This is a genomic window from Nonomuraea sp. NPDC005501 (assembly GCF_040605905.1).
GTDB lineage: Bacteria > Actinomycetota > Actinomycetes > Streptosporangiales > Streptosporangiaceae > Nonomuraea.
Map to the genome: position 1 here is coordinate 40458 of NZ_JBEXDT010000039.1, position 12435 is coordinate 52892.

The 12435-nt window shown below is 71.7% G+C and carries 12 protein-coding genes; 10 read left to right on the top strand and 2 right to left on the bottom strand.

The window, feature by feature from the left end; all coding sequences use genetic code 11:
* Nucleotides 1-42: 42 nt before the first annotated feature.
* From ABZS51_RS20275 to ABZS51_RS20320, 10 genes are all read left to right on the top strand, one after another.
* Complete coding sequence (locus ABZS51_RS20275; RefSeq protein ID WP_355443038.1) at nt 43-405, top strand: nuclear transport factor 2 family protein; 363 nt, start codon at nt 43-45, stop codon at nt 403-405.
* 21 nt (nt 406-426) lie between these two features.
* Nucleotides 427-1752, top strand: a complete 1326-nt coding sequence (locus tag ABZS51_RS20280; protein ID WP_355443041.1) for a hypothetical protein — start codon at nt 427-429, stop codon at nt 1750-1752.
* Complete coding sequence (locus tag ABZS51_RS20285) at nt 1745-2743, top strand: glycosyltransferase family 2 protein (RefSeq protein ID WP_355443044.1); 999 nt, start codon at nt 1745-1747, stop codon at nt 2741-2743. The genes ABZS51_RS20280 and ABZS51_RS20285 overlap by 8 nt, the downstream gene beginning before the upstream one ends.
* A complete protein-coding gene (locus tag ABZS51_RS20290; RefSeq protein ID WP_355443047.1) occupies nt 2740-3951 on the top strand; it encodes an ATP-grasp domain-containing protein in 1212 nt (403 codons plus the stop codon). Before ABZS51_RS20285 ends, ABZS51_RS20290 begins: the two co-directional genes overlap by 4 nt.
* On the top strand, nt 3948-4649 hold the full coding sequence (locus tag ABZS51_RS20295) for a hypothetical protein (protein WP_355443050.1): 702 nt from the start codon (nt 3948-3950) through the stop codon (nt 4647-4649). The genes ABZS51_RS20290 and ABZS51_RS20295 overlap by 4 nt, the downstream gene beginning before the upstream one ends.
* Nucleotides 4650-4652: 3 nt before the next feature.
* A complete protein-coding gene (locus ABZS51_RS20300) occupies nt 4653-5930 on the top strand; it encodes an AMP-binding protein (protein WP_355443053.1) in 1278 nt (425 codons plus the stop codon).
* A 106-nt stretch (nt 5931-6036) separates the two neighbouring features.
* Nucleotides 6037-7053 (top strand): NAD-dependent epimerase/dehydratase family protein, encoded by a 1017-nt coding sequence (locus ABZS51_RS20305; protein WP_355443056.1) that lies wholly within the window; start codon nt 6037-6039, stop codon nt 7051-7053.
* Between the two features lie 24 nt (nt 7054-7077).
* Complete coding sequence (locus tag ABZS51_RS20310) at nt 7078-8082, top strand: hypothetical protein (RefSeq protein WP_355443059.1); 1005 nt, start codon at nt 7078-7080, stop codon at nt 8080-8082.
* A gap of 3 nt (nt 8083-8085) precedes the next feature.
* Nucleotides 8086-8877, top strand: coding sequence for a hypothetical protein (locus ABZS51_RS20315; protein ID WP_355443062.1), 792 nt, complete (start codon nt 8086-8088; stop codon nt 8875-8877).
* Complete coding sequence (locus tag ABZS51_RS20320; RefSeq protein WP_355443065.1) at nt 8874-10097, top strand: hypothetical protein; 1224 nt, start codon at nt 8874-8876, stop codon at nt 10095-10097. The genes ABZS51_RS20315 and ABZS51_RS20320 overlap by 4 nt, the downstream gene beginning before the upstream one ends.
* A 54-nt stretch (nt 10098-10151) precedes the next feature.
* Here ABZS51_RS20320 and ABZS51_RS20325 read toward each other — a convergent pair whose 3' ends face one another.
* Together ABZS51_RS20325 and ABZS51_RS20330 are read right to left on the bottom strand one after the other, a co-directional pair.
* Entirely contained in the window at nt 10152-10808 is a 657-nt protein-coding gene (locus ABZS51_RS20325) for a response regulator transcription factor (protein WP_355443068.1), read from the bottom strand.
* Complete coding sequence (locus ABZS51_RS20330) at nt 10805-12361, bottom strand: histidine kinase (protein WP_355443071.1); 1557 nt, start codon at nt 12359-12361, stop codon at nt 10805-10807. The genes ABZS51_RS20325 and ABZS51_RS20330 overlap by 4 nt, the downstream gene beginning before the upstream one ends.
* Nucleotides 12362-12435 lie beyond the last annotated feature (74 nt).

Genomic DNA, 12435 nt, shown 5'->3' on the forward strand with positions numbered 1-12435 from the left:
GCCGGGGCGGCCCGGTGACCATCTCACACAGGGGACGGAGCGATGGACTTCGCACAGGCACTCGCCGGCCATCTGAAGGCGATCGGCACACGCGACCTCGACGGGTTCCTGGCGACCGTCCATCCGGACGCGTCGGTGATCCTGCCGAACGGCACCCTGCTCGACGGCAAGCAGGCCATCGCCGACTTCCACGCCGCTTGGTTCGACGACTCCGACTGGTCGATCAGGACCGAGACCGTCAGGACCGAGACCATGGGTGACGCCGCGTTCGCCGTGCTGTCGGTGCTCTACGACGACCTCGACCCCGAGGGGACGCCGTACCAGAAGAAGTACTACCTGACGTTGTACTTCACCCGCCGCGACGAGCACTGGCTGCTCGTTCACGACCAGAACACCTTCGTCTGAGATGACGACGGGGGGAGCCTTGTGAGCCGGTTGCGATCCACGATCAACCTGGCGCCGGTCGCCTATCACCTGGCCGCCGTCCGGCGGCGCGAGCGCCTGAGCCACGCCGAGCAGCGCGACATCCAGTCCCGGCTGCTCCGCGCCCTCGTACGGCACGCCTACCAGGACGTCCCCCACTACCGGCGCGTCTTCGACGCCTCGCTGGTCGAGGGCCTGCGGAGCGCCGAGGACCTGTCCGCGTTCCCCGTGCTCAGGCGCGAGGACCTGCGTGAGCTGCCGCCGGGCGAGCTGCTCGCGGCCGGTTTCACCCCGGAGAACACCCGCGCGGCCACCACCAGCGGCTCCTCCGGAATCCCGATCACCATCCGCAACTCGGAGCGGGACCTCGGCTACCTCCGCGCCACCTATCTGCAGGACATGCTCGGCGGCGGAGTACGCCTGACCGACCGCGTCGCCTACTTCCGGGTTCGCCCGTTCCTGCGGCATCCCCTGGAACGCTTCGGGTTGCTGCGCAACTTCCACGTTCCGACCGACCGGACGCTGGACGAGCAGGTGACGGCCTTCCTGGCGGCCCGGCCGACGTTCCTGATCGGCTTCCCCAATGTCATCGGCAGCGTCGTCGAGGAGCTGCGGCGGCGTGGCGTCCGGTACGACGGCGTGCGGACGGTGCTGTTCGGCGGCGAGCGGCTGACCCCGACCGCGCAGGCGCAGATCCTCGATCATCTCGGAGCGGCCCACCAGGAGGTGTACGCCTCGGTCGAGGTCTTCACGATCGCCCGCACCTGCCCGGAGGGGCGGTTGCACCTGCGGTCGGCCGACCTGGTCGTGGAGGTGGAGCACGCGGACGGGACCGTCTCGGTCGAGGACGGGGAGGGCGAGATCCTCGTCACCCGATTGCACAGCGAGGCCATGCCGCTGATCAGGTACCGGCTGGGCGACCGGGTGCGGATCACCCCGAACGACTGCTCGTGCGGCGTGGCTCGCACGCCGATCGTGCGGGAGGTGATCGGCCGCAGCGAGGACCGGCTCGTGGACGCCGACGGCCGGCGCTTCTACGGCGACTTCATCACCTTCGCGGTTCAGGACTTCCCCGAGGTGAGCCGGTTGCAGGTGGTCCAGACCCGGCCGGGGGCGATCGAGATCCGGACGGTGCTGGCCCCCGGCGCCCGCGCCGACGTGACCGCCGACATCGCGGCCGCGGTCCGGCGCGTGCTGCCCGACCAGACGGTCACCGTACGGCAGACGCCGTACATCGCCCCGGAGCCCAACGGGAAAATCAAGATCGTCAAGGTGCTCGACCCCGCCCGTGAAGACGCGACAGAGAAGGGTCGTGCGGCAGATGTCTGACTCCGCGCCGAACACCCGGTCCGGCATCACCGCGATGGTCCCGTGCTACAACGAGATCGCCTGCATCGAACGCGCCTACCGGGAGATCCGGGCCGAGCTGCGGCGCTACGACGACGTCGAGCTGCTCTTCGTCGACGACGGGAGCACCGACGGCACCCTGGACGCCATCAAACGGTTCGCGGCCGAAGACCCCGCGGTGAAGTACATCTCCTTCGCCCGCAACTTCGGGCTCGAGGCGGCGTTCTCGGCCGGGTTCACGTACGCCTCCAAGCGGTGGACCGTTCAGTTCGACGCCGACCTGCAGTCCCCTCCGAAGGAGATGCACCGCCTGCTGGAGAAGGCGCTCGAAGGGTACGACGCGGTCTTCGCGGTCCGCGAGAACCGGCAGGATCCCTGGTACCGGCGGTTCGGCACCTGGGCCCATCAGACGATCGCCCGCAGGTGGCTCGGCATCGAGCTGCCGCCCGGCGCGTCCGTGTTCCGTGTCGTCCGGACCAGCGTCGCGCGCAAGGTCGTGGACAGCCGTCTGTCCACGCCGTACTTCATGGCCACCGCTCCGCTGCTCGGCGCCCGCTACACCACGCTGCCCACCGCGCATCAACCGCGCCTGGAGGGGCGCGGCAAGTGGAACCTGCGCAAGCTCTTCGCGCACGCCATCGAGCTCTTCGTCGGGTTCTCGTACCGGCCGCTGACCTGGCTGATGGGGCTGTCCCTCGTGGGGCTCGCGGGCGGGGCGACGGTCCTGTCCCTGGCGTTGACGGATCACCTCGGCTACTTCGACCTCGCCGAGGCCAGCCTGGTCGTCGCGATGGTCGCGCTCGCCATGCTCGCGCTGATCGCCCGATATCTCGTGCGGATGATGCGGGTGCAGGCGATCAGCATGCCTCGCTACCAGATCCGCGAGGCCAACATCTCCATCCGGGCGGACGAGGCCCTCTACGGCTACGAGACGCCCTTCGCCGTCGCCGACATCTGGGAGAACGCCAGTTGAGAAACCTCATCGTGCTCGGCGGTGGCGAGGACCAGATCCCCGCCTACCGGGAGGGGCGCCGACTCGGCTACCGGGTGATCGGCGTGGACCAGCGCCCGGACGCGCTCGGCGCCGCGGAGGCCGACCAGTTCCTCTGCATGACCAGCAGGGACCCGGAGGGCATCGCTCGGGTCCTGGGCCCGATCGACGTCGCGGCCGTCATCTCCCCGGCCAGCGACGCGGCCCAGGAGGCGGTCGCCGAGCTGAGCCGGATCTACCGGACGGCCCATCAGCCCGCGCCCGGCGCGCTGCGCTGCTCGGTGGACAAGGGGTTCTTCAGGGAGGTCATCGACCGGCTCGGGCTGCCCGCGTACCGCCACGTCCAGCACGACAGCCCGGAGCGGCTCACCGAGGCCGCCGCGGGCATCGGCTATCCCCTGATCGTCAAGCCCGCCGACTCCTCGGGCAGCAAGGGGATCACCGTGCTCGACGGACCCGGCAGGCTGCCGGAGGCGATCGAGTACGCCCGGAAGCACTCCTTCACCGGGCACGTGATCATCGAGGAGCTGGTGGCCGGTCGGCACTACGCGGTGGAGTCGTTCTTCGCCGACGGCCGGTTGGCCTTCATGGCGGTGACCGACCGCACCATCACCGGGCCACCGGCGATGATCAGTCTCTCCCATGTGGTCCCCGCCGACCTCGACGAGTCCGTGCACACCCGGCTCGGCCAGGCCGTCACGGCGATCTGCGCCGAGATCGGCCACACGCGCGGTCCCGTCAACTTCGACTTCGTGCTGACGCCCGGCGGCGACATCTGCTTCATCGAGATGGGCGCCAGGCTCGGCGGCAACGGCATGCCGCTGCTGGTCCAGCACGCGTTCGGGCTGAACACCGTCGAGGCCGCCATCCGGCTGGCCCTGGGAGAGCCCCTGGACATCGCCACCGTCTCGCAGCGCAGGATCGCGGCGTTACGCATCCTGGCCGCGGAGGTCGACGGAGTGCTCACCGCGATCGAGGGGCTGGACGCGCTCAAGCGGATGCCCGAGGTCGTGGACGTGCAGGTGTTCAAGGAAGTGGGCGGCCATGTCCGTGCCTACACGCAGGCCGGTCACAAGCTCGGCTACCTGATCATGGTCGCCGATACGCGCATGCGGCTCGAATCCGCTCTCGACGAGGCCCTGCGGACCCTCCGTTTCGTGATCGAGCCCGACTCGAAAGGTTCTGAATGATTCCCCGAAAGCCCCTCGGCTTCCTGATCTTCGCGGCGCTCGCCGTGGCGGCGGCCGCCTTCGTCTGGTTCGGGCTGCCGCACGACCGGGAAGTGAAGTCGCTGGGCATCTTCCTGCTGAAGCTGCTGCCCTTCGTCTTCGCCGCCGAGGCCCTCGCGCGGCTCGACGTGGAGTGGGCCAAGCGGATCCGGCTGGTGCTGTGGCTGGTCCCGATCACGTTCCTGGTGTACTTCCTGTACTTCGTCCCCAAGATCTTCTACTTCGGCGGCGTGGTCAACGGGAGCAGGGAGGCCTACTACGGCCTGTATTACCACGTCCTGACGGTCACACCGCTGATCATCATCTCCCTGGTGCTGGCCTACCGGCTGGGCGGCGGCACGCCGGCTGTCGTGCGCAGGCTCGCGTACGGCATGCTGCTGCTGATGCTGTCGGGCCTGGAGGACCTGGCCTTCCTCACGGTCAACGATCACACGGATCCGCAGTGGGCGACCATCCCCGCGGTGTGGGACTGGGCCTCGCACATGACCGTGTTCATCGGGCACCCGCCCACCAAGTACGAGGCGTACGCGTTCATCGCCGTCCACGTGCTGCTGGCGCTGGCGGTGTTCTTCAGCCCGCAGCGCTGGTGGGACGGCCTGCGCGCGCGCTCGATGGCGCGTTTCGGCAAGCCGGCCGGCGTCGGTTCGGAGAGCGTGTAGGCGATGCTCATCCGCGAAGCGTGCTACGTCCCGCTCAGCATCGCCCGGCAGTACGGCGATGCCGAGAGGCTGCGCCGGCACCAGCTCCGCTGGATCAACCGGCTGCTGGGCCTGGCCCGTACGCGGGTGCCGTACTACCGGGACGATCCGCGCTACGCGCGCGGCCCCCTGAGCAGCCTCGCCGAGCTGGCCGAGCTGCCCGTGGTGGACAAGCAGGTGCTCCGCGAGCAACCGCTGGAGCGCCTGCTGGCCGAGGACGTGGACCCGGACCGCTGCCTGTCCTTCCAGACCAGCGGCAGCACGGGCCGCCGGGTCCGCGTCCTGCACGACCAGGACAGTCACGACTACCACATGGCCGCCTGCGTGCGCCGTTTCCTGGCCACGGGCCGCTACCTGCCCACGGACCGGCTCAGTCACATCCGCCCGTTCGCGCCCCCTGGCCGGATGTTCGAGAAGCTCAACCTGTTCCGCCGCCACGTGATCCTCTCGCATCGCCCGATGCGTGAGATCAAGGCCGAGCTCCTGGCCAACCGCCCCAAGGTGCTCATCGGCTATCCCGTTCACCTGCGGGCCCTGCTCCGCGAGCTCACCCCCGCGGAGCTGGCACGACTGAAGCGGACGCTCCGCCTCGTCATGACCGAATCGGAGTTGCTGCTCCCGGAACACCGGACGATGTTCGAGGAGCGCTTCGGCGCCCCCGTCTTCGACGAGTACTCGGCCTTCGAGGTGCTCAACATCGCCTACGACTGCCGATACGGCCGTGCCCACCTGGGTGAGGACCGCGTCTACTGCGAGATCGTCGACGACCAGGGCCGGCCGCTGCCCGACGGTGAGCCGGGGCAGGTGGTGGTCACCGCCTTCATGGAGCGCGCCATGCCCCTCCTGCGCTACAGCCTCGGGGACATCGGCATGATCGAACCCGGCCGGTGCCGCTGCGGCCGGAGATTCCGCACGCTCAGGCTCACCGCCGGGCGCAGCAACGACTACGTCACGCTCCCGTCGGGGGAACGCCTCTACCCCGACGCCTTCCTGCACCTGGCCGCCGTCCACCCGGGCATCAGCGAGTGCTTCGTCCATCAGGACGCGGACGGACTGGTGCGCCTGCACATCGTCCCCAGCGGCGGCGACGGGCAGGAGGTGTTCGAGACGGCCCGGGCGCAGCTTTTCGGCCTGGCCGGAGGAGACTTCCCGCTGGAGGTGGTCGCCGCCGAGTCCGTCCGGATCAGCGCGGGCGGCAAAGGCAGATTCGTCACCTCCGACTACGCCGCGCCGCCCGCATGAGGAACCCGGCCTGCGTCGTGCCGTTCCACCCGCATGGCCCGCGCGCGAGCGGGCCGACATCATCAGCGCGCCGGCCCTGGTCTGCCGGTGGGAAGGAGTCTGCGTCATGACGTACACGTCACTGGTGACCGGGGGCGCCGGTTTCATCGGCTCCCACGTCGCCGCCGCCCTGCTGCGGGCCGGTCATCGCGTCGTGGTGCTGGACGACCTGTCGGGAGGCGACGCGGCGAACGTGCCCGAGGGCGCCCACTTCCACCACGGCAGCGTCTGCGACGCCGGGGCGGTGGACGCGCTCTTCGCCGAGTGGCGTTTCGACTACGTGTTCCATCTGGCCGCCTACGCCGCCGAAGGGCTGAGCCACTTCATCAAGCGCTACAACTACACCAACAACGTGATCGGCAGCGTCAACCTCATCAACGCGTCGGTCAACGCGCAGACGGTGCGGTGCTTCGTGTTCACCTCCTCCATCGCCGTGTACGGCCACGCCGAACCGCCGATGACCGAGGACATGCCGCCCGCCCCCGTGGACCCCTACGGGATCGCCAAGTACGCGGTCGAGCAGGAGCTGAAGGTCACGCACGAGATGTTCGGCCTGCCGTATGTGATCTTCCGCCCGCACAACGTGTACGGCGAGCGGCAGAACATCGGTGACCGCTACCGCAACGTCATCGGCATCTTCATGAACCAGATCCTGCGCGGCGAGCCGTGCACCGTCTTCGGCGACGGCGAGCAGACCAGGGCGTTCAGCCACATCGACGACGTGGCCATCCCGATCGCCCGCTCGATCGAGAACCCGGACGCGTACGGGGAGACGTTCAACATCGGCGGCGACACGCCCTATTCGGTGAACGAGCTGGCCGCGGCCGTGGCGACGGCCATGGACGCGCCCCTGCGGGTCCAGCACCTGCCGGCGCGGCACGAGGTGGTCCACGCCTACTCCTCCCATCAGAAGGCGCGGGACGTGCTCGGGGTCGGGTCCGGCTCCGTGCCGCTCGCCGACGGGCTGGCCCAGATGGCCGCCTGGGCGAAGAAGCACGGGCCGCAGGAGCCGTCGGTGTTCTCGGGGATCGAGGTGAGCCGGAACATGCCGCCGTCATGGCAGGCGCTCGTCGTACCGTCCTGATGGTTGTGCCATGAAAGCGATCACGTGCGCCTGGAACTCCTCGACCCCCGCCACGACCCCGAGCCGCCCGGCTGGGAGAAGCTGCGCCGTGCCGCGGGCCAGTACGTGACCTGGCGTTACGACCTGCTGCGGGCCTACGCGTGGGCCGCGCAGGCGCCGGTGCTCCTCGCCGTGCTCAGCGAAGGGGGCGTCGCGGTCGGCGCCGTGTCGGCGTCCTTGCGCGGCGTCCGCCCGCGCCGCGGCTCATACGCCTCCGGCCGCGACGTCGCGGGCGTCGTGGACGTGCACGCGCCCGGCAACCGCTCCCTGAAGGGCTGGTGGTTCACCGGCGTCCCTGAGCCGGAGCGTCGCCGCGAGCTCCTGCGCGCCTACGTGCGCGGCGTCCGGCAGGCGCTGGGCCCCGGCTGGCGCGGCGTCCTGTGGCGCGAGGTGTCGCCCGGCGAGGCCGCCCAGCTGCCCGGCGTGGTCAAGGCCCGGCTGCCGACCGCACCTCTGGCCCGGCTCGCCACCCCGTCCGGCATCGACGAGTGGTACGCCCGGCTGCACGGGACCCGCGGGGCCTCGCTCAGGAGCTGGGCGCGGCGCCTCGCCGCCGACCCGCGTCTGTCGATCCGCGTCGGCCCGGCCCGCGACCTGGTGACGGGAGCGGAGGCCTGCGCCCTGCGCGCGCGGAACGACCTGAAGTACCGCAACAGGCTCTTCCCGCTCGCGCCGCTGCCGCTGCCGTACTTCGACGGACTGGTCGGCAGCGACGAGGTCGTGGCGGTCGCCTACCGCGACGGCGGGCGGCTGGTCGGGCTCTGCCTGACACTGGACCACCGCGCCTGGCCCATCTGCCTCAGCTGGGGAGGGCTGCCGCCGGGAGACGGCGGGCGCAAGCACCTGTACTTCGACTTCTACGTCCGGATGGTCGAATGGGCCGTCGAGACGGGCAAGGCCGGGCTGGTCCTCGGCAAGGGGAAGGCGGACATCAAGCGCTCCCTCGGCGCGGACCTGGTTCCCTCATCGGCGATCGCCGTACCCTTCTGACCCGTGGACGCCCCCATGACCTGCGTGCAGTGCGGCCACCCGGACCCCCTGCCGATCACCAGACGCCCGCGCCGGACCCGCTACTCCTGCCGGTCCTGCGGCGCCCTCTTCTCGGAGGCCCTCTTCCCGCAAGGTCTCTTGAAAGACGCGATCGTCGATCGAGAACCGCTCGCGCCGGCCGGCGCGGACCCCCTGTCGGCGTTCATGCCCGAGCGCATGGTTCGCTGGGTGCGCGAGCGCGATCCCGCCACCGACGCGCCGGACCGGGTCACGCTCGCCCGCTGGTACAAGGACTTCGACGCCCTCGTCGCGGCGGCCAGGAGCTCTCCGCAGGCCCGGGCCACCGTCGAACGGGTCAGCGAGATCCCCCTCGACCGGCTGCCCGCCAGGATCCCCGCGTTCTCCCAGGTGTGCGGCGCGTTACGCGCCACGTGCTACGACGCCGGGCTCGCCGCCGCCAGGCTGGGCGGCACGGACTTCGTCCTCGAACGGGTGGACCACGTGCGGCGCTGGCTCGCCACGGCGGGCAGGCCCACCACCTGGCTGGCAGCGCCCCCCGCCCCGCCCCCGGCCCGCGAGGAGGTCGAGGCCCTCCTCGCGTCGCGGGACTGGCACACCACGGACCAGGTCAAGACCCTCTTCCGCGCCCTGTTCGGGGTGGACAAGGGGCCATCCGTGACAGGCGTCCGCGAGCGGTTCGGCGACGAACGCGTCCGCCAGGCGCTGCTCGCCTGTCTGGAGACCGGCACCCGCCCGCTGCGCGAGGCCGTGGCGGCCGATCTGGACGCGGCGTGACCGGCCGGTCCACCGCGGCCGCGGCGCACCGCATCGGCCCGCGCCGCCTCCTCACGCTGCTGACCGGTCGCGCCGCCTTCCGCCTCCTGATGTACGGCTCCGCCGGCGTGCTGGTCGCGGCGTGGAGCCGGGAGGACTTCAACCGGTACGCGGCCGCCGTGGGCGCGGCGGGATGGCTGGGCATGCTGGCCCAGTCGGGCCCGGAGAAGGCGGCGCTCACGCTCCTCCCGAGGGCCGGCCGCACCCGCGGGCACCTCGTCGGCATGCTGCGCGCGGTCGTCGCGTACGTCCCGCTGCCTTTCACCGTGGCCGCCGCCGTCGCCCTCCTGCTCGCCCCCGGCTCCCAGCCCGCGGTCTACCTGACGGCCGCCGCCTACTACGTCGCCCTGGGCTGCGGGATGCTCGGCGTGGCCGTCCACCGCGCCCTCGGCAGGTACACCAGGGACACGGTGAACTCCGCACTGCTGGGCCTCGGGATGATCGGCATGGCCTGGCTGGCGTTCGCCGTGCCGCTGCCGCCCGCCGGTTACCTGGCGGGGCTGCTCGCCCTGGTCATCACCCTGAACCTGGCGCTGGTGCGCGGCCTGCCGCGCGGGAGCGGAGCGCCACGCCCGGTCCTGCGCGTCATCCTGGCCCGTACGGCGGCGCTCATGGGGGCGGCCGACGTGATGGCCAGCGCGATGATCGGCACACTCTTCGTGGAGCTGTCCCTCACCCCGTACGCGAGCCAGAGCGGCGACCTCTACCTGATGACCATCGGGTGGGGGTTCGTCACCTCCGTGGTCTACACGCTGCAGCGGATCTACCAACCTCGGCTGGTGGTGCACCTGGGCCCGGACGGACGATCCGACGACGCCGCCAGGGTACGAGAACTCGTCCGGCGCGTCGCGCGGGCGTCGGTCTGGGTGAGCGGCCTCTGGCTGGTGCTCGCGGGTGCGGCGCTGGCGGGCGGGCTGGCCGGGACCCGATCGCTGGTCGCGCTGGGCGTCCTGCTGGCATCGCTGCTGCCCGCCAACGCGCTGGCGAGCGTGGGGATGTTCGTGCTGGAGAACACCGGGGAGGCCGGACTGCGCGACAGCGCGAAGGCCGTGGTGCTCACCTGGGCCGCGATGACCGCGCTGGGCGCGGTGGTGATCCCTTTCGCGGGAGCCGCCGGAGCGGTGTACACCCTCGGAGCGCAGGGGTTCGTTCTGGGACTCGTCCTGAGAAGGCGCATGTGACGGGCCGACGTCAGGGGCAGCGAGTGACTGACCCGTCGACGGCGGCGGCGCGGGTCATCCGGAGGGCGAGGCCAGGCCGGCCTCGTAGGCGAGGATGACGAGCTGGACCCGGTCCCGGGCGGCCAGCTTGGACAGCAGGCGCGTCACGTACGCCTTGACGGTCGCGACGCTGATGACCAGCTCGGCGGCGATCTCGGTGTTGGACAGGCCGCGCGCGACCAGGGTCAGCACCTCGCGCTCCCGGTCGGTGATGCCCTCCAGGGAGCGCGGCGCCGGGGCGGGCTCGGGCCGGTCGGCGAACGCCTCGATCAGGCGGCGGGTCACGCTGGGCGCGATCAGCGCGTCCCCCGCGGCGACGACGCGGACGGCCGCGAGGATGTCGTCCAGGGCCATGTCCTTGACGAGGAACCCGGAGGCGCCGGCGCGCAGTGCGCCGTAGACGTAGTCGTCGTCGTCGAAGGTGGTCAGCACGACGACCCGCGCCCCGCTGGTGCCGGCCGTGATCAGCCGGGTGGCCTGGATGCCGTCCATGCCCGGCATGCGGATGTCCATCACCACCACCTCGGGGCGCAGGTCCTCGGCCAGCCGGACCGCCTCGGCGCCGGTCCCGGCCTCTCCGGCGACGTCGAGGCCGGGGGCGTCGGCGATGACCATCCGCAGGGCGGCGCGGATCAGCGGCTGGTCGTCGGCCAGGACGACGCGGACGGTCATCGCACTCCTGCCGGGATCGGGAGGCGGGCCGCCACCCGGAACCCGCCTTCGGGACGCGGCCCGGCGGAGAGCTCCCCGTTCAGCATGCCGACCCGCTCGCGCATCCCGGCCAGCCCGTAGCCGCCCCCTCCCATGCGGCCCCTTGCCGCGTGGCCTTCTCGTGCCCAGCCCTCTCCCGCCCGGTTCTGATCCGCGCGGCCATCTCCGGTGCGGTCTGCTTCCGTGCGGCCGTCTCCTGTGCGGTCTTCTTCCGTGTGGTTCTCTTCTGACGAGCTCTTCCCCTCGGGCCGCCGTCTCTCCCGGTCCTGTCCCGGGCCGGAGTCGAGGACCTCGATCGACAGCTCGGCCGGCCGGTACTCGACGGACACCTGGCACGAGGGGACGCCCGCGTGGCGGACCACGTTGGTGACCGCCTCCTGGACGATGCGGTAGGCGGAGGCGTCGAGGTCGGCGGGCAACGATCGCCGTTCGCCCAGCCAGCGCACCTCGACGCGGACCCCGGCGTCCGACGTCGTCGCGGCAAGCCGTTCGAGATCCGCCAGACCCGGCCTCGGCCGGTTCGCCGGCTGAACCGCGGCGTGAGAGGCGTGTGGCGCCGTCCGGCCGGTGGCGTGCGGGGTGTCCGGTCCTGGCTCGGCCCGGGTGCGCGGATCGTTCGCCGTCGCACGGGCCGGGGCGCGGGGTGTCGGCTGGTCGGTGGGGGGCGGGGTGTGGGGGGATGGCCGTGGCGGGTCGTCCGGTTGGGGGCGGCGGAGAGTGCCGACCATGCGGCGCAGCCCCGACAGCGTCTCCCGGCCGACATTCTCGATCTCGCCCAGCGCCTGCCGGGCCCGCTCGGGCTGCGTGTCGATGACCCGCCGCGCCGCCCCCGCCTGGAGGGCGATGACGCCGATGCTGTGCGCGACCATGTCGTGCAGCTCACGGGAGATGCGCAGCCGCTCGTCGGTGACCGCGCGGGCCGCCGCCTGGGCGGTGAGTGCCGCGGCGTGCTCGCGGGCCTGGTGCGTCGAGCGGCCGATCAGCCAGGCGATGACGGCCGTCATGGCCACGGCCAGCTCCGCCGACGTGCCCACGGCCCAGCCGAGCAGCAGCCGGGTGGCCAGGTAGCCGGCGAGCAGGCCGAGGGCTGCGGCGAGAGCGGCGGCCCCGGTGCGGCGCGGCCGGGTGGCGGCGATGACGTACAGCGCCACGTCCACCGCGAGGTACTGGGCCAACGGGATCTCACCCACGCCCAGCGGGACGCAGGCGAGGACGGGCGCGGCCAGCAGCAGCGTGAGGGCCGCCAGCGGACGGCGGCCCAGCAGGCCGCCGCCGGACAGCGCGAGGGCGGTGGCGACCGCCAGGAACATCAGACCGTCCCACCGGTAGATCAGGCTGCCGGGGCTCACGGCGGGTGACCACTCGCCGGGCAGCCGGACCCGTACGAGGAACGTGAACACCATGCCCGCGCACCAGGCCAGGGCCGTCCACACCCCCGGAGGAACCCGCTTGAGCAGCGGCGGCGTCGTGATCTGCATGCGCAGATCGTAACGGCGGGCCAGGGGGCCGGTCATCGGACCAGGGTCGTACGACCTGGGTCTACCGGCGCGGGTGCGAATGCCACCGGTGGTCCGATGTGGCGCGGGCG

What these genes read in the sequence shown, in the direction of transcription:
- ABZS51_RS20295 (WP_355443050.1), top strand. Translation starts at nt 3,948, where the DNA reads ATGATTCCCCGAAAGCCCCTCGGCTTCCTGATCTTCGCGGCGCTCGCC.
- ABZS51_RS20330 (WP_355443071.1), bottom strand. Translation starts at nt 12,361, where the DNA reads ATGACCGGCCCCCTGGCCCGCCGTTACGATCTGCGCATGCAGATCACG.
- ABZS51_RS20285 (WP_355443044.1), top strand. Translation starts at nt 1,745, where the DNA reads ATGTCTGACTCCGCGCCGAACACCCGGTCCGGCATCACCGCGATGGTC.
- ABZS51_RS20275 (WP_355443038.1), top strand. Translation starts at nt 43, where the DNA reads ATGGACTTCGCACAGGCACTCGCCGGCCATCTGAAGGCGATCGGCACA.
- ABZS51_RS20305 (WP_355443056.1), top strand. Translation starts at nt 6,037, where the DNA reads ATGACGTACACGTCACTGGTGACCGGGGGCGCCGGTTTCATCGGCTCC.
- ABZS51_RS20325 (WP_355443068.1), bottom strand. Translation starts at nt 10,808, where the DNA reads ATGACCGTCCGCGTCGTCCTGGCCGACGACCAGCCGCTGATCCGCGCC.
- ABZS51_RS20300 (WP_355443053.1), top strand. Translation starts at nt 4,653, where the DNA reads ATGCTCATCCGCGAAGCGTGCTACGTCCCGCTCAGCATCGCCCGGCAG.